The organism is Parendozoicomonas haliclonae, from assembly GCF_900174585.1.
Taxonomy (GTDB): Bacteria; Pseudomonadota; Gammaproteobacteria; order Pseudomonadales; family Endozoicomonadaceae; genus Sansalvadorimonas; species Sansalvadorimonas haliclonae.
This window is the reverse complement of the sequence record NZ_FWPT01000007.1, coordinates 108,875-125,876: the sequence shown is the minus strand read 5'-3', so window position 1 is coordinate 125,876 and position 17,002 is coordinate 108,875. Positions and strand designations below refer to the sequence as shown.

Here is a 17,002-nt window from a genome sequence, read left to right as displayed (position 1 = left end):
CATTGGTGCTGCTCAAGAATAATAACTATAAAAGGGAGCTTGATTTATGTCTGTCCAACCAATCTCCGCACAGGCGATGTGGATGAAGAAGCTGGGTTACCTGATCTTTTTGCTACCGCCTTTGCTGCTGCCGCTGTCGGAATGGCTTTGGAACCAGTATGGGGCGGCTGATCTGTTTGCCTTTACCGCCGTGGTGGTGGTTTTTGGAGTGATTCCACTGCTGGATCATCTGCTCGGGCAGGATGCTGTGAATCCGGATGAGAGCGAGGTCGAGTCTCTTTCCGGTGAATGGTATTACCGGTTGCTGACTCTGGCCTGTGTGCCTCTGTATGGCAGTGTTCTGGTTTATGGATATCTGATCTTTCAGGGCGATCAGTTCTCTTTAATTGGCCAGTTAGGCTGGTTGCTGTCGATGGGGACAGTGGGCGGTATTATTGCCATTAACGTGGCCCATGAGCTGATTCATAAAGAACCTGCGCTGGAGCAGAATGCCGGTGGCCTGCTACTGGCCATGGTTTGCTATGGCGGCTTTAAGGTGGAACATGTACGCGGGCATCATGTGCAGGTGTCTACGCCGAATGATGCGTCATCCTCTCGCTACGGCCAGAACCTCTACAGCTTTTTGCCCCATGCCTGGCTGCATAATTTTCTCAATGCCTGGAAGCTGGAAGCCAAAAAACTGAAAGTGAAGAAGCAGTCAGTATGGAGTGTGCACAACGAACTGATCTGGTGGTACGGCATCAGTCTGGTACTGGCGATAACCTTTGCTGTGTTGGGTGGTGTGGAAGGGCTGATGTTCTTCCTAGGGCAGAGTTTCTTTGCCTTTACCCTGTTGGAAATTATTAATTATGTTGAGCATTACGGCCTGCACCGCCGCAAACTGGAGAGTGGTCGTTATGAGCGACCGAATATTCGCCACTCCTGGAACAGCAATTATCTGCTGACCAATCTGTTTTTATTCCAGCTGCAGCGCCACTCTGATCACCACGCTTTCCCTCGTCGCCGTTATCAGGTTTTGCGACACCATGAGGAGAGTCCGCAGCTGCCCAGCGGTTATGCAGGTATGGTTGTGCTGGCTCTGTTGCCGCCCTTATGGTTTCGGGTGATGAACCCGCGGGTAGAGGCCTACTATCAGGGAGAAGAGCATCAGCTGCAGAGCTGATGCTGAATAGGGGCACAAAAAAGGATCACCGAGGTGATCCTTTTTTGTTATAAGCAGTAATCAGCGGCTGCGGGTGACATCAACAAACAGAGTCAAGGTATCACCAGGCTGCAGATACTTGGCATTCAGGGTGTTCCAGCTGCGAATATCACTAACGCTGATGCCGTAGCGGTTAGCGATGACCGACAGATTATCACCATTGCGTACCCGGTAGTTCACCTTGCGGACAACACCGTTGCGGCCCTGAGTCTTTGCCTCAGTCCAGATCACCAGTTTCTGACCAACACGCAGAGTGTCCTTAGGCGCCATGCTGTTCCAGGCTGCCAGGCTCTTGACCGAAACCTTATGGTCGCGGGCAATATCCCAGAAGCTGTCGCCGCTGCGTACGACATAGTTCACCTTACTGCGGCCGGAACGTGGACGGCTGGCCTTGGCCAGTTGGCGCTGTTCAGCTGTCAGGGTGTAGTCTTCGCTACCGGCGGATGGCACCGGAATCAGCAGGGTTTTACCGGCGACAATACGGGAACCATCGATCTGGTTGATATCCTGGATCAGATCAACCGTGGTGCTGAAACGCTTGGCAATTTTGATCAGGCTGTCGCCGGAACGAATATCATAACGCTGCCACTTTAGGCGCTGCTCCATCGGCAGTTCTGCCAGAGAGGTCTTGAACTCGTCAGCGAGAGCGACCGGAATCAACAGATGGTGAGGGCCGTCCGGGCTGGTAGCCCAGCGGTTGAAGCCGGGGTTCAGACGGTACAGTTCATCCAGCTCCATACCGGCCAGACTGGCGGCGCGAGCCAGGTCAATCTGCTGCCCGATATCCACCTTCTCAAAGTGCGGCTCGTTAGGGATCTCTTTCAGGGTCAGGTTGTACTTGGCCGGATCCCGGAATATTTTGCCAACAGCCAGCATCTTCGGAACATAGGCGGAGGTTTCCCGTGGCAGGGACAGCGCCCAGAAATCGGTCGGCTTGCCAGCTTTCTTGTTACGACGAATCGCATTGGAAACAGTGCCCCGGCCAGAGTTGTAGGCCGCCAGTGCCAGCTCCCAGTCATTGAACTGACCATGCAGTTCCTGCAGGAAGGTCAGGGCGGCATCCGTTGCGGCCACAACATCGCGACGGCCATCGTACCACCAGTTCTGTTCCAGACCGTAATGACGTCCGGTGGAAGGAATGAACTGCCAGAGGCCGGCGGCACGGGCAAAGGAGTAGGCAAACGGATCAAAGGCACTTTCCACGACCGGCAGCAGGGCAAACTCCATAGGCATGCCACGGCGCTGGGTCTCACTGACGATGTAGTGCAGATAAGGGGAGGCGCGATCAAGAACCCGATCAAAGTAAGCCTGATTGCGGCTGTACCAGCGCAGTTGCGCACGGATACGGGCATTGTCGGCATCCAGGTCGAGTGCCAGACCATCACGAATGACTACTACCAGATCGTCCGGTGGCAGGTCGGGTTGGACTTCTTCCTGCTGTTCTGCAACGACAACCGTTTGTTCGGTCAGTTGCTGTTCGGCTTCAGGTGTCAGCGTTGGCTGGTTATCAGCGATATCGGACTGCGGCGTCATGGCCTGACAACCGCTCAGTGCGATCACCAGTGCCAGGGGCTTGACCAACTTATAGGGAGAGCTGGGCTGGCCCGAGGTTGAAGTCTGTGTGGTTAAACCCTTTGTACAGGCGTCCTGTGCGGGCGTCTTTTCTTGCATTGGGATCCGGAACTTTTCTTTTCAGTCTACAACAGTCCTTAAAAATTATCCTTCCACTGACGAATAATTGCGAAACTGTCTTCGTTGGAATTCACAGGCCGGCCACTGAAGCGGCTGGCGGCTTGTTGCACTGCCGGCAGGGCGGTGCGTAAAAACGGGTTGGTTTTCTGTTCCAGCGCAATGGTTGAAGGAACAGTAGGCAGACCCAGTCGCCTAAGTTGTTGGACCTGCTGAATACGTTCAGCAATCTCCGTGTTGTTGGGTTCGACCGCGTGGGCAAATTTCAGGTTGCTCAGGGTGTATTCGTGGGCGCAGTATACCCGGGTCTCTTCCGGAAGCTGGCTCAAGCGAGTGAGTGAACTCAGCATCTGAGCCGGTGTCCCTTCAAACAGACGACCACAGCCGCCGGCGAACAGGGTATCACCACAGAACAATACCGGTCCGATATTTTCCGGTTGGCCAAAGTAACAGATATGTCCTTTGGTGTGGCCCGGGGTGTCCAGAACCTGAAACGTGCCGCCAAAAACATTTACCGTGTCACCATCACTCAGCGGATGGGTCAGCACGGAAATATTATCATGGGCCGGCCCAAACATCGGAATACTGCGATCTTTGGTGAGAGCGTTAACGCCACCAATATGATCCGCATGGTGATGGGTTACCAGAATGCCGGCCAGTGTCAGTTGTTGTTCCTGACAGGCACGTTCAACAACCTGGGCATCTCCCGGGTCGACAACATAACAGGTTTGGCTTTCAGAATCGGCAAGCATCCAAATATAATTGTCATTGAATGCTGGCAGGCCGGTGATTGATAGCATAAGCAGCCTGGATGGAAATAGGTCGAAATTTTCGTCTATGTGTGAAATCGTACTTGCTAACTGGCATGATGCCAATAGTCATGGATACTAGGAAAGACATGTTCGCGAGAAAAAAGCGTCCCGTCTATTGTCTGAAAGACTCCCTGCCCGAGGCCAGGACCTGGTTTGAAAGCGAGCGCGGGCAGTATCTGTTGGAGGCGGAAAAACGTGTGCTTCACGAGCTTCTGCCCCGGATGTTCGGACACCATGCCAGCACACTGGGGGTTCACCCCGATGCTTCGTTGCTGGACCACACACATATTGTTTATAAAACCTTTTTGACGCCCCTGCAGGAGCCGGCCGGGCCGGGTAGTGTCTGCATTTCTCCCAATGAGTGGGGTATTCAGCCCCGCAGTATGAATATGGTGCTGCTGCATCATGCCCTGGATTTTGCCGGACGACCGCACCGGGTGTTGCGGGAAGCCTGCCGGGCGATTCTGCCGGGTGGCAAGCTGGTTGTGGTAGGCTTTAATCCCCGCAGCCTGTGGAATCCTGCGCGTATGCTTGATCGCCGGGCGGAAGGCATTATGGGGCGGGCCCGGTTTTATCAGCCCCGTCGTATCAAAGACTGGCTGACGCTGTTGAACTTTCGGACCACCGAGCTGCGTTATGGCGATGGTCTGTTTCCGGTGACCTGTCATCTCAATCCGGAACGGCTGAAAACCGTGGAAAGCTTTGTGGCGGCGACACGTCTGGAGATGGGGGCATTCTATGTGCTGGTGGCGGTGAAGGAGCGCTCCGGCCTGATTCCTTATGACCGGCGCTGGCGCAGCACCGGCAACCGGCTGCTGGGAACAACCGCCTGTCGTACCGGCAACATGATGAATAAATCCGATGGCCGTTAAGTGCTGATGCGTTGAATAATGGCTACCAAGAAAGCGAGAGACTGTTGAGTAAAATTGTCGAGATCTATACCGATGGCGCCTGCAGTGGCAACCCTGGGCCGGGAGGCTGGGGAGCTGTGCTGCGTTACGGTGAAAAGGAAAAGCATATCTACGGCGGTGAGAAGGAAACCACCAATAACCGTATGGAGCTGTTGGCTGCCATCGAAAGTCTTGAGCTGCTGAGTCGCCCCTGTGAGGTAAAACTGACGACGGACTCCCAGTATGTCCGTAAAGGCATTACCGAATGGCTGGCCGGCTGGAAACGGAAAAACTGGATGACGGCCAGCCGAAAACCGGTTAAAAATGTTGATCTCTGGAAGCGTCTGGAAGCTGCGGCCGCCAAGCATCAGGTGGAATGGTGCTGGGTCAAGGGGCACAGTGGCCATCCGGACAATGAGCAGGCCGATGAGCTGGCCCGTCGTGGTGCCAAAGAAGCTGCTGGCAAGCAGTGATGGTCGGAACACATTTGAGAGCGAATAAGTCATGTCCCGCATAATTGTACTGGATACGGAAACCACCGGTCTGGAACCCTCACTGGGACACCGGGTCATTGAGATTGGTTGTGTTGAACTGGTTAACCGTCGTCTGACCGGTAACCATTACCACGTCTATATCAACCCGGAACGGGAAGTTGAAGCCAGCGCCATCGAAGTTCACGGCATCACCAACGAGTTTCTGGTGGATAAGCCGGTGTTCTCCCAGATTGCCGAGGAGTTCCTGGCGTTTGTCAAAGGGGCCGAGCTGGTTATTCATAACGCGCCCTTCGACGTTGGCTTTATCAACCACGAATTTAATCTGCTGGCCCGGTCTCCCGGTGCAATAGAGGACTATTGCCGGATAACCGACAGCCTGATGCTGGCCCGTAAGAAGCATCCGGGCCAGCGCAACAGTCTGGATGCGTTGTGTAAGCGCTATGGCGTTGATAACTCCAGCCGAACCCTGCACGGCGCTTTGCTTGACTCCGAGATTCTGGCCGATGTCTATCTGCTGATGACCGGTGGTCAGACTTCGTTCTCCCTGGCCGGTCAGGGCGGCGAAGATGGTGACAGTGATGAGCAAGGGGGGATTCGTCGTTTATCCGGCGATCGCCCGCCTCTGAAAATTATTCAGGCTTCCAGTGAGGAGCTGGCGCTGCACAGGGAGAAGCTGGATGTGGTCGAAAAGGCCGCTGGCTCCTGCCTTTGGCGCTCAGTTTGGCCGGAACAGTCCTGAGGGTAGGCTGCCGCGTTGTTTGAACAGCATCACTCTATTCGGAGTTATATCTGTAGCATCCACAGGCAAGCTGTTATAGTTGAGATCCGGCGGGTAAGTAGACGTTGATGTTATTCTATTTTCCCGGCCAGGGTCACATGTGATTATGGTCGCATATCCATAATAAGAAGGAGCGTGAAGGATGGCCGGAGTTGCGTCCCTGTCGCCACTGCGTACGGAACTGGATAATACGCTAGGGGACATTGTTCATCGTCTGGAAATCTTTACGGAAAACCGTTCGGATTCATCCCCGGTTCAGGAAGCTGCACAGCAACTTAATCAGGTGCTGGGCATTATTCGCATGATTGAGCTGGGCGGCGCGGAACTGCTGCTGCAGGAATTGCTGCACTTGTCTGAAGCACTGGCCAATGGGGAAGATTCCGATGAGAATCTGGAATCCCTGGGGCAGGGTTTGTTGTTGTTTCAGCGCTATATCGATTTTATCTGTACCCGTCGCGATGAGCTGCCTGAGCTGCTCCTGCCTCTGATTAATACCCTGCGTATGCGACGCGGTGTCTCTTCTCTTCCGGAAAGTCAGTTCTTCTTTGTGCGGCTCGATAAGCCGGCAACGGTCGGCGAACCACTCTGTTCTGATCCGGAACGCACCCGGATGACCACTCGCCGGTTGCGTCAGATGTACCAGATCGGCCTGCTGGGTCTGCTCACTCATAAAGAGCCTTATGCCGGCATGCGGTTGATGCAACGCTCAACCCGTCATCTGTCCGAGCTGCACCGTCATCTGCCTTTTGCTCGCTTCTGTCGTGTGGTTTCCGCCTGTCTGGAAGCCTTTGTGGATATGGAGCTGGAGCTGAGCCGCCCGCGCAGTGTTCTGTTTTCCCGGGTTGACCGCATGCTGCGTAAATTGCAGATGCCGTCTGATATTGAAGCCCTGGATGTACCGGATGCCTTTATCAAGGAGATGCTCTATCTGATTGCCGTCTCCGGCAGTTGTGGCTCTCTGGTTGAGCAGGTGAAAGACGATTTTTCCATGTCAGCGCTGCCGTTCAATGACCGCAGCCTGAAAGAAGCCCGCAAAGCCATGACCGGGCCAGATTCGGAAGTCTTTATTTCCCTTGCCGGTGCCCTGAAAGAAGAGCTGGGTGCGGTTAAGGATATGCTGGATCTCGCTGAACGCGGTGCCAGCAGTACCGATCTTGATTACGCAGGACTGGTGTCGTCCATGTCCACGCTCAGCAAAACTCTGAGCATGGTCGGTATGCACTCCGCGGCCAACACTATGCAGAAGCAGCAGCGTAATGTGCAGATCTGGCAGGAACAAAAAGACGGTGCCAGCAGTGAAAGCCTGCGTGAGGTTGCGGAAGCGGTTCTCTATGTGGAAGCCATGATTACCTCCATGGCCGAAGTGTCAGCACCGGTGAATGCCCTGGAAAATGTGAAGCCGGAAGATTCTGTATTGCGCACCCAGCTGGGTGAAGCGGCGCTGGTGGTTTGGGATGAAGCTATGGCGGGCCTGACTCTGGCCAAGCGGGCTGTGAATGCCTATCTCGAATCCGACTTCGACAAGATTCATCTGGAAAACCTGCCGCGAATTCTGCAATCCGTACGCGGTGGTCTGCAGTTTGCCGGTGAAGAGCGTGGTGCTCGATTGCTGCAGGGCTGTGCCAACTTTATCCGCGACAAAATTCTGCTCGGTGATGAGCGTCCGGACGATGCCGTTTTGGAAGTGTTCGCCGACGTACTCTCCAGTATGGAGTACTTTATAGAGGCGGCTGCGATTGATGGTCCACACCGGAACCAGGCGCTGGATCTGGCGGAAACCAGCCTGCGTGATCTGGGCTTTGGACAGGCTGCAGAAGCACTGCCAGAAAAAACCGAAGAGCCGGCCTGATCCGGCTCTGATCTTTATTGACTGGGCCGTTTTAACCGAGGCCGTAGCGTGATGACTGATTCTCAGGTTTCCCCGCAGTGGTTAATCTTTGCCGGTGGTCGGATATTGCCGACCGCGCCGGGAGTCTATCTTTGGTCGTCATTGCCTGCCGGCTGTGACGATATCCGTCAGCGTCATCCCTTGGGTTATGCCGCCAGTGATCATGCCAAAGGCGGTGTTGTTGCTGTGGAAGTGAACCTGCCGGATGATCTCTATGAACAGACGGTACCGGTTCGCCAGGCCATTATTGATGATTCCGTGCAGGGCTTTCTTCTGCATCAGGCTGCCAGTCTGGTGAACTGGGGGCGCAGCCAGAAGTGTTGTTCCCGCTGTGGTGAAGCTCTAAAGGAAAGTGAGCGGGTCGATGATCGAGCCCGCATCTGTCCGAGCTGTGATTATCGCAGTTATCCTGTTGTCAGCCCCTGTGTGATTGTTTTGATTCACCGTGATGAGGAAATTCTGCTGGCGCAGGGTGTTCGGCATCCAGCAGGATTTTTCTCCCTGATAGCCGGCTTTGTTGAGCCCGGCGAGACTCTGGAACAGGCGGTGGCTCGGGAGGTTAAGGAAGAAACTGGGCTGGACGTCACAGATATTCAGTACCGAAATAGTCAGCCATGGCCGTTTTCCCATAATCTTATGGTTGGCTTTACTGCCCGTTATGCTGGCGGTGAGCTGACACTGGATCCTGAAGAGATCCTGCAGGCGGACTGGTTCCCGCTACACAAGCTGCCGCAGTTACCACCTCCTCAAACCATTGCCCGCCGTTTGGTTGATGACTACATCGCTACCCGGGTGATGGCGAGTGAAGATGCGGATAAAACTTAAGGACGGGTAAGTTTTCGCGATGCAAACATTTCTTTTGATACTCCTCCCACTGCTGGTGACTCTGCTGCTGGTCTGGCTGACTGGTCGTCTGCTGTTGAACAAAGACTGGCTGCTGGGCTGGTTGCGCGGCACGGTAGGACTGCTGTTTCTGGTACTGTCAGTGTTTGCGATTCTGCTGACCTGGGATATGCGTACCTTCTCCAAGGGTGTCGCTGAGCGTCCTTTGGCAGTGGTCAGTTTCTCCGAAGAGAGCCCGCAGATGTGGAATGCTGATGTCTCTCTGGAAGGGGAGCTGAACAGTTTCGCCATTGAAGGGGATCTCTGGTCTCTGGATGTCAGTTACCTTAATGCCTCCATGGGGCAGTACAAGCTGAATCTTCTGCGCCCTGAGGCGTTGACCGGACGTTACCTGACACTGGAACAGAACCGTCAGGGGTTGGCGCTGGACTACCGCCTGCATCAGCCGTTTCAAAAACTGGATAGCTGGCTGCTGCTGGAGAAGGTTGATCCGCTACGATATGTGACAGCAGAAACCCTGAACCTGCCGTTTATTCCCATGGCTGATGGCGCCATCTTTGAGGTGTATCTGCGCAGCGATGCCCTGGAAGTGGAAGCTGTGAACAAGCCGGCCAAAGAGGCCATGGAGTCTGCTGGCTAAATTCCTTTTCTCCTTCTTATTCCTGAAAGCAGAAAGCCTCCCAATGGGAGGCTTTCCAGTTCACTTGTCCGGTAAGGGCAAGGAATCAGGCCGGGAACAGCTCGCTCAGTTTGGTAGCCAGCATCATGTCGCCTTCAGCGCGCAGCTTGCCCATCATGAACGCCTGCATACCATCCATTTGACCGCTCATAACGCCAGTCATGGTTTCAGTGTCCATGATCAGGGTTACGTTTGGATCATCGTTGGCGCCTTCAACAATCTCACAGGTACCGTCTTTTACGATCAGGTGATAGGTGTCACCGTCTTCGATATCGAACTGGAAGACCAGATCCAGACCGGCGGCAGCATCGGAGTTGAACTTGCCTTTCATGTCATCAAAGACTTCGAGGAGATTCGCCATCGTTATGTCCCTTACTGAATTTACAGTGCATCGGCTCGGCACGCATACGCGCAAATAGTGTGACCATGAAAATGCCGCCAGCTTTTTTTATTTATCACGGCAGACCGTCCTGTAGGAGGGTAGACCGCGTCATGGCTGTCGAAGCACGCGATGGTTATCGCTCATGGCTTATCGGCTGCGACCGGATTTTCAAACGCTTGTATTAATCAAGCCGGCTCAGGTTATTTGACCTGTTTATAGGTGTCAACCGAAATATCGCCCCGTCTGTGCGAGCTTGTCACGCAAATTTCAGTACGATGGGTACCTGTTTGGAAAAATTATCGGATAACGGATGAGCTTGGCTGCGCTCTGGTTTACTCTATTGGCATTATTGGGATGGTGGGTCATTGGATTCATTCGTCCTCAGTAGCAGCATCAAGCAGATGATTGCGTCAGGCCACGGCGGCGCAGGTAAGAACAGAGCTGGCAAGGAGACTGTAATTTGGAATTTCTATGGGAGATTGGCCTGTTTCTGGTCAAGGCCGTCATTATTGTCGGTGGCATTCTGGCGGTTGTCGCAGGTGTTGCGGCAACTGGCGGGAAGGGTAAGGGCGAAGCCCGTGGGCATATCAAGGTGCGCGAGCTCAGCAAGGAGTATCGTGAGACCCAGAAGGCGCTGGAAGGCGAACTGCTCGATAGTGACGCCCTGAAGAAAAAGCATAAGGAAGAGAAGAAAGCGGAAAAGGCCCGCAAGAAAGCCCAGAAGAAACAACCGGATGATGAGGAGTCTCTCAAGCCCCGGGTGTTTGTGCTCGACTTCCACGGCGATATTCGAGCCTCTGCTGTTAGCCGGTTAAGAGAAGAAATTACTGCTGTTCTCGGCCAGGCTCGCCAGCAGGATGAGGTACTGGTGCGTCTGGAAAGTGCCGGGGGTATGGTGCACTCCTATGGACTGGCGTCCTCCCAGTTGCAACGTATTCGCGACAAGGGCATCCCGCTGACAATCGCTGTTGATAAGGTGGCGGCCAGTGGCGGTTATATGATGGCCTGTCTGGCAGATAAACTGGTGGCGGCTCCGTTTGCCATTATCGGTTCTGTGGGCGTGATGGCGCAGCTGCCAAATATTCATCGTCTGCTCAAGAAGCATGATATTGATGTGGAACTGCATACCGCCGGTGAGTTCAAGCGTACGCTGACGGTGATGGGTGAAAACACCGAAAAGGGGCGGCAGAAATTTATTGAAGACCTGGAACGCACCCACGAACTGTTCAAGGATTTTGTGGTGCGGGCACGTCCGGTGGTGGATGTGGAGCAGATCTCTACTGGTGAGATCTGGTATGGCTCCGAGGCCATGGCCAAGAAATTGGTGGATGAACTGAAAACCAGTGATGCCTACCTGTGCGAATGCTTTGAGCGTGACCAGAAGGTATTCCTGGTGAACTGGGCGGAGAAGAAGTCTCTGCCCCAGAAGCTGGGTGTCAGCGCCGAGCAGGCAGCCGGTGGTGCGATGAATGCGGTTTGGGAAAAACTGCAGAGTGCACGTTTTCCCAGTTAAGTAGCAATGCAAGCAGCAATATAAATAGCTATGTAAGTGGCTATATAAGCGATAGTAACGAGTGCCGGGATTTCTCGGCACTCGTTATGTTAGACATCTAATCCCGCCGCAAGCGATCCGATACCGCAATCGGGGATTCATAATTAAACACCACGATATAGGATGACAGCAGCAGAGTCAGAATGGCTGCTGCCTGAATTACGTGGGAGGCTTCCACATCAATCAGCCCCTGTGCCGTCGCAACAGTGGCAATCAACAGAGCAAATTCACTGTTCTGTCCCAGGCGAACACCCACCTCCCAGGCTGTTTTCTTCTTTTCACTCACGCCTCGCAGGAAGAACCAGAACACTGGTGGTTTCACAATCAGGCAAAGCAGTGCCAATACCGCTCCCGGAACGATGACTGCAGACAGTAGGTTGAGATTGAAGCTGGCACCGACCGAGAAGAAGAACAAAATCAGAAAGAAGTCCCGCAACGGTTTGAGGTTAATGGCAATAAATTGCGAGATCGGACTGGTCGCAATGGTGACGCCGGCGACAAAAGCACCGATCTCGGCCGAGAGTCCGAGACTGTGGGCCAGCTCGCTCAAACCCAGACACCAGCCGATTGCCAGCAGAAACATATATTCGTGAAAGCGATCGTAGCGAGCCATCAATGGCAGCAGGATGTAGCGAACACTCAGCCACGCACTCAATACCAGAATCGGCAGCATGGCGAGCGTACCTAACAGTGGTAGATAGCCATTAGCCAGATCCTTGCTGTTGTAGAGCACCAGCAGCATCAGGATGGCGAGCAGATCCTGCAGCAGCAACAGGCTGACCAAAAGCTCACCGGTGTGCTTGTGGTGCAGTACCGTAGTGGGAAGCAGTTTGATGCCAATAATGGTGCTGGAAAACATCACGGCACCACCAATCACCAGACTTTCAGTATCGTTGAAGCCAAAGGCTTTGGCGCAGCCATAACCCATCACGGCAAAAATCACGGAGCTCAGCAGCCCGACAATGGCGGTTTTGCGGAGCATATGCAGAAGGTGGCTGGGCTGCATATCCAGCCCCAGAAGAAACAGCAGAAACAGAATGCCGGCATGGGCAATATCGGTGAGCAGGCCGGTATCGGTAATCATCGCCAGCCCTGAAGGGCCAAAGATGCCGCCCAGAACGATATAGGCAACGATCAGGGGCTGGCGGGTTGCCAGGGCAACGGTGGCCAGCAGGGCGGCACCGGTAAAAATCAGAAAGAAAGAGTAAAACAGGGATCCTGAATCCATAAGCCCACCGCTGACAGACTTGATTCAGTATATCGGTTTATACATACAAAAAAAGGTAGGGTTTGCTGTCGCAAGATTTTCTGACTTGCGACAGCAATGGCGTTACTGTCTTCTGAACAGTGGTTCAGGACGTTCAACGCTGGTCTGGTAGGCTTCAGTGAAAGCATTCAGGCAGGCTGTTGCTGTCTCAGGGTGCGTCCCTTCAGGCAGAACAAAGCTGTCGAAACCGCAGCGAGCCAGATAGTGCATCTGGTCCGGCAGGAAGTCGCCCATGGCACGCAATGTACCCTGAAAGTTTCTCTGTTCCCGCAGCATGCGTGCCAGCGAGAAGCCGCGACCATCGGTGAATGCTTCAAAGCGGATAGCGATAACGTCCACACTGTCGGTAGCCGTTATGGCCTCCAGTTCGGTATCGGTTTCCAGAACCAATATCTGGCTGTTGTTAATCGCCGCATCATCGGAGGCCAGTAGTTCAGGCTGCTTTAGGGGCATACACTTTCTCCTTGAACGGGGCCAGGCCAACACGGCGGTAAGTGGCAATAAAGCTTTCCTGCGGCTCGCGCAGCTCAACGTAGGTCGCCAGGATGGTGGCAATCACTTCCGGAATCGCTTCATGGTTGAAGGACGGCCCGATGATTTTGCCCAGTGAAGCATCGTGGCTTGCAGAGCCGCCCAGCATTACCTGGTAAAACTCTTCGCCTTTTTTATCGACACCCAGAATGCCAATGTTGCCAATATGATGATGGGCACAGGCATTCATGCAGCCTGAGATATTCAGGCTGAGATCGCCCAGGTCATGCAGGTAATCCAGATCATCGAACCGACGTTGAATTGCCGCCGCAACGGGCAGGGATTTTGCGTTGGCCAGGGAACAGAAGTCGCCACCCGGGCAGACAATCATATCCGGCAACAAACCCCAGTGCGGGGAGGCCAGATTGTTTTCCACCAGATGCTGCCACAGCTCAAACAGCTGATCCTGACGAACATCCGCCAATACCAGATTCTGCTCGTGGGTTGAGCGGATTTCGCCAAAGCTGTAGTGATCTGCCAAGCGGGCCAGATTATCCATCTGGGTGGCGCTGATATCACCAGGCGCTGCGCCGGTATTCTTCAGAGTGATGATCGCTGCAGCATAACCCGCTTCCTGATGCCGCATCACATTACGCTGGTACCAGGCTTGGAAGTCGGCATTGGTTTCCAGAGCAGTGGTAAGTTCGGCTGGTTGTTCCGTTAGTGTCTGGTAAGCAGGACGGGTGAAATGCGCCTGAACCCTTTTGAACTCCGCTTCTGTCAGCGTTGCCGGACCGTCTTTGGTAAATGCCCACTCGTGTTCAACCTTCTCGCGGAAGGCTTCAATACCCATGGCTTTCACCAGAATCTTGATGCGAGCCTTGTACTTGTTATCCCGACGACCATAGCGGTTATAAACCCGCAGAATGGCATCCAGATAAGTCAGCAGATGCTGCCAGGGCAGGAACTCAACGATTGTCGTGCCAATCACCGGAGTTCGGCCAAGGCCTCCGCCGACCAGCACTTTAAAGCCGGTTTTGCCGTCAGCATTACGAACAATCTGAATACCGATATCGTGCAGCTGAACGGCAGCACGATCCTGTTCCGGGTCAGCCGTCACAGCAATTTTGAACTTCCGTGGCAGGAAGGCGAATTCCGGATGCAGGGTTGACCACTGACGGATAATCTCGCACCAGGGGCGCGGGTCTTCGACCTCACCGGGCAGAACGCCGGCAAACGGATCGGTGGTGGTATTACGGATACAGGCACCGCTGGTCTGGATGGCATGCATCTGGACCGTGGCCAGCTCGGCAAGGATGTCCGGCACCTGTTCCAGCTCCGGCCAGTTGAACTGCACATTCTGGCGGGTGGTAAAGTGCATGTAGCCCTTGTCATAGAAGCGGGCAATATAAGCCAGCTTGCGCATCTGGGCGGTATTGATCATCCCGTAGGGCACGGCCACCCGAAGCATGGGGGCAAAGCGCTGGATGTAGAGGCCATTCTGGAGCCGCAGGGGAAGGAAGGCCTGCTCTGTCAGCTCACCGGCCAGATAGCGACGGGTCTGGTCGCGATACTGTTCAACGCGTTCATCAACGATGCGTTGGTCGACTTCGGTGTAAACGTACATGATTTTTTGTCTGGCTCTTGTATCAGGCTCTTGTATCAGGCACTTGTGTCAGCGCCTTTGAGGCAACGACTTATTTATTCGGCCAGCGTACGGTATCAGCCTCTCTATATATGTAAAAGTAATGTTTATTTATATATTGAGATTTGATGGTTATATCGGAATGACGGTTAGTACGTAATGTTTGCTGGGTTTGTATAGGTTCCAGAAGGAGGAAACTTGCTCAGTTTGAAACGGTGCGATAACTTGTAGGTGTTCCTTTTTATTGAACGTCTACTAAAAATAATAATTTCACCGGTCATCAATGGAGCAGGTTATGGGGCATATGTCTGATATTGAAGTCGATCTGGAGCGCAGTAATCAGGAAGAATATGGGCAGGATGGTCGTGCGGATGCACTCTCTGCTGTGGCGCTGATTCTTCTGGCTGTTGGTGTCGCTGTTTTCTGGGTATCCGGACACTAAAACTTCCACTGAATAAAGAACATAAAAAAGCCGACACTGTCCCAACAGGTCGGCTTTTTTATGGTGTTTAGAGAGTTACGGGATCACAAGATTTACGATTAGCAAAAGTGCCAGAACAAACACGGCGGTAAAAATTATACCGGCGATAATAAAGTGATCGGCTCTTCCCTCGGTAAAATCCTGTTCCCGCTTGCGATTGCTTTGTACCCCAAAGGCGGCAGCCAGAGTGCTTTGCATAATCGATAACAGACCTTGTCTGCGTGGCTTTTCCATACCCACCTCCGGATGATGCTGAAACAGTCTTTTAACCTCTGTTCCTAACTATCCACCGTTGGCGAAAAAATAGCCAGTCTCTCTTGGCTGCTTTCTATATGAGAATGCTGAACAGGCTATACGAGAGTGCAGAACAGGCAATCTCCCCCCGGTATTGCCTGTTCTGCATAGCCTTCTCTCGTTTATTCCATAACGACAGTCGCTGGTGTCAGCATCTGCGCGGTAGGATTCAGGCGTTGAGCCTTGATATCCAGGTCCAGAGTAATCGGTTGTGGAGGCTCAACCCCGCGGACAATATCTTCAATCAGGCCGGTAACACCATTGGTGATAGTGGCGATATAGACCCCATCGCGGAATTTATGCAGTGCCTCTTTCAGCAGAGGATTGCTCTTTCCGACCGGCATGCCGTAGATACTGTAAATCTGGTTGGCGAGCAGACTCATGGAGAGATAGCTGAGTGCCTTGGTGGCCGTGGTTGTCCAGTCCCTGCGTTCGCCCATCATCAGGTTAATGGTTTTATTGCCAACCATCTCTGCAGCTGATGTACCTGCCAGCTTCATAAAGCTTCCGGCAATCAGTTTGGTCGCATAGAGGCCGCCAGCCAGTTTATGGGAAGGTGTGCGGCTGACCAGGGCATAGAGACCGCCGGCGGCAGAGAGTGAAACCACCTCCAGCAGGGCATGGGTGCCAATATTTTTCAGCAGCGGATCATCTGTGCCGAGGGAGATGAAATCATCAATAAACGGTGTGCTGGCCTTGGCAATACCGAGAATGGTGGCATTACTGATCTTGCTGTGCAGATCGATGGTGCTATCACGACCGCCCAGCAGTTCGGTTGTGAGGTAATAGGACGTCGCTGTGGCAGCACCACCAATCGCTGAGGTTAAAACCTTACGGGTTTCTGGAGACAGGCTGGTCACCCGATCCAGCGCTTGACCGGAAACTTCGCCCAGCATCAGAGAAGCCTTGCCAATAAACTGTGACTGGGAGAAGAAACGAATCGATTTGCCCACACTCAAATGAGCCTTGTCACCCACGGATTCCAGCTGACCGGTACCCAGCATCAACAGAGCCACCGCCCCTTTGGCTGCCCACTCCGGAGGAATGACGCCTCCAAGGTGATGTTCACCCAGTAGTTCAACCAGAGATTCGTCCACATAGTTGGCGAGGTTGTTGACTGTGGCAATCACCATGTAGTGACCAAAGTTGGTGATCAGATTGTCGTTCTTGTAATCCAGATCAGGGTCACTGATACCGCCAAAGGCCGCTGCGGCGGCGGCAAAAGGCAGCAGTATGCGGCCAACATGTTCCCGGTGGGAACGGACATGTTTTTTGCCTTTAGTAGTCCAGTCCGTGGTGATCGGTGTGTTGGCCATATGGGGGCCAAGTTCAAGATCGAGATTCTGGAAATAGTTGCGGGAGGCATCCCGGTAATAACTGTCGTTATAGGGGGTATTGAGTGAGACTTTGCCAAGCGGTGCGTCGGCGGACCCTATACCCAGCAGCAGGTCACCATCTTCATTGGTCTCGGTGACAAAACTGCCGGAACCATCCTTGTAAATCACCATCAGTGCCGTTCGCTCGGGCTCGGCAACCGCACTGGCCAGCGCCTGAAAGGTAAGCAGGAGACCTGAGAACAGGGCGGTCAGGAATTTCAGGCAAGGCTTCGCCATTGGCGCATACTCCCATAAGATTC

17 protein-coding genes are annotated in these 17,002 nt (G+C 53.6%); 9 read left to right on the top strand and 8 right to left on the bottom strand.

Annotated elements, in window-relative coordinates; genetic code table 11:
* The first annotated feature begins 46 nt into the window (after positions 1-46).
* Complete coding sequence (locus EHSB41UT_RS15490) at positions 47-1,162, top strand: alkane 1-monooxygenase (protein WP_087111444.1); 1,116 nt, start codon at positions 47-49, stop codon at positions 1,160-1,162.
* A gap of 60 nt (positions 1,163-1,222) precedes the next feature.
* Here the strand turns inward: EHSB41UT_RS15490 and EHSB41UT_RS15485 are convergent, their stop codons facing one another.
* The gene (locus EHSB41UT_RS15485) at positions 1,223-2,872 is read right to left on the bottom strand and encodes a lytic transglycosylase (protein WP_087111442.1); all 1,650 of its coding nucleotides are present in this window, start codon (positions 2,870-2,872) and stop codon (positions 1,223-1,225) included.
* 38 nt (positions 2,873-2,910) lie between these two features.
* A complete protein-coding gene (gloB, locus tag EHSB41UT_RS15480; RefSeq protein ID WP_087111440.1) occupies positions 2,911-3,690 on the bottom strand; it encodes a hydroxyacylglutathione hydrolase in 780 nt (259 codons plus the stop codon).
* A 98-nt stretch (positions 3,691-3,788) separates the two neighbouring features.
* On the opposite strand from gloB, the gene EHSB41UT_RS15475 reads away from it, so the two are divergent.
* From EHSB41UT_RS15475 to EHSB41UT_RS15450, 6 genes are all read left to right on the top strand, one after another.
* Entirely contained in the window at positions 3,789-4,574 is a 786-nt protein-coding gene (locus tag EHSB41UT_RS15475; RefSeq protein ID WP_087111438.1) for a class I SAM-dependent methyltransferase, read from the top strand.
* 44 nt (positions 4,575-4,618) lie between these two features.
* On the top strand, positions 4,619-5,065 hold the full coding sequence (gene rnhA, locus EHSB41UT_RS15470; RefSeq protein WP_207626663.1) for a ribonuclease HI: 447 nt from the start codon (positions 4,619-4,621) through the stop codon (positions 5,063-5,065).
* A 31-nt stretch (positions 5,066-5,096) separates the two neighbouring features.
* Positions 5,097-5,825, top strand: a complete 729-nt coding sequence (dnaQ, locus tag EHSB41UT_RS15465; protein WP_087111436.1) for a DNA polymerase III subunit epsilon — start codon at positions 5,097-5,099, stop codon at positions 5,823-5,825.
* A 181-nt stretch (positions 5,826-6,006) separates the two neighbouring features.
* Positions 6,007-7,713, top strand: coding sequence for a FimL-related protein (locus EHSB41UT_RS15460; protein ID WP_087111434.1), 1,707 nt, complete (start codon positions 6,007-6,009; stop codon positions 7,711-7,713).
* 51 nt (positions 7,714-7,764) lie between these two features.
* Positions 7,765-8,577, top strand: a complete 813-nt coding sequence (gene nudC, locus EHSB41UT_RS15455; RefSeq protein ID WP_087111432.1) for an NAD(+) diphosphatase — start codon at positions 7,765-7,767, stop codon at positions 8,575-8,577.
* Positions 8,578-8,596: 19 nt separating this feature from the next.
* Positions 8,597-9,235 carry a hypothetical protein gene (locus tag EHSB41UT_RS15450; protein ID WP_087111430.1) on the top strand — a complete coding sequence of 213 codons (639 nt, stop codon included), beginning with the start codon at positions 8,597-8,599 and terminating at the stop codon, positions 9,233-9,235.
* An 85-nt stretch (positions 9,236-9,320) separates the two neighbouring features.
* On the opposite strand, the gene EHSB41UT_RS15445 is transcribed toward EHSB41UT_RS15450, so the two are convergent.
* Positions 9,321-9,635, bottom strand: coding sequence for an SCP2 sterol-binding domain-containing protein (locus tag EHSB41UT_RS15445; RefSeq protein WP_087111428.1), 315 nt, complete (start codon positions 9,633-9,635; stop codon positions 9,321-9,323).
* Positions 9,636-10,116: 481 nt separating this feature from the next.
* On the opposite strand from EHSB41UT_RS15445, the gene sohB reads away from it, so the two are divergent.
* A complete protein-coding gene (sohB, locus tag EHSB41UT_RS15440; RefSeq protein ID WP_087111426.1) occupies positions 10,117-11,169 on the top strand; it encodes a protease SohB in 1,053 nt (350 codons plus the stop codon).
* 97 nt (positions 11,170-11,266) lie between these two features.
* Here sohB and EHSB41UT_RS15435 read toward each other — a convergent pair whose 3' ends face one another.
* The 3 genes from EHSB41UT_RS15435 to EHSB41UT_RS15425 all read right to left on the bottom strand — a co-directional run bounded on the left by EHSB41UT_RS15435 (position 11,267) and on the right by EHSB41UT_RS15425 (position 14,573).
* Complete coding sequence (locus tag EHSB41UT_RS15435; protein WP_087111424.1) at positions 11,267-12,436, bottom strand: cation:proton antiporter; 1,170 nt, start codon at positions 12,434-12,436, stop codon at positions 11,267-11,269.
* Positions 12,437-12,538: 102 nt separating this feature from the next.
* Positions 12,539-12,928, bottom strand: coding sequence for a DUF934 domain-containing protein (locus tag EHSB41UT_RS15430; protein WP_087111423.1), 390 nt, complete (start codon positions 12,926-12,928; stop codon positions 12,539-12,541).
* Complete coding sequence (locus EHSB41UT_RS15425) at positions 12,909-14,573, bottom strand: nitrite/sulfite reductase (RefSeq protein ID WP_087111421.1); 1,665 nt, start codon at positions 14,571-14,573, stop codon at positions 12,909-12,911. The genes EHSB41UT_RS15430 and EHSB41UT_RS15425 overlap by 20 nt, the downstream gene beginning before the upstream one ends.
* Before the next feature lie 313 nt (positions 14,574-14,886).
* Here EHSB41UT_RS15425 and EHSB41UT_RS24650 point away from each other — a divergent pair, with 313 nt between their 5' ends.
* Positions 14,887-15,033, top strand: a complete 147-nt coding sequence (locus tag EHSB41UT_RS24650; protein WP_165767278.1) for a hypothetical protein — start codon at positions 14,887-14,889, stop codon at positions 15,031-15,033.
* Between the two features lie 75 nt (positions 15,034-15,108).
* On the opposite strand, the gene EHSB41UT_RS15420 is transcribed toward EHSB41UT_RS24650, so the two are convergent.
* Positions 15,109-15,306: a DUF2970 domain-containing protein gene (locus EHSB41UT_RS15420; RefSeq protein WP_087111419.1), complete on the bottom strand. Its 198-nt coding sequence runs from the start codon at positions 15,304-15,306 to the stop codon at positions 15,109-15,111.
* A 182-nt stretch (positions 15,307-15,488) separates the two neighbouring features.
* A complete protein-coding gene (locus EHSB41UT_RS15415; protein WP_087111417.1) occupies positions 15,489-16,979 on the bottom strand; it encodes a hypothetical protein in 1,491 nt (496 codons plus the stop codon).
* Positions 16,980-17,002 lie beyond the last annotated feature (23 nt).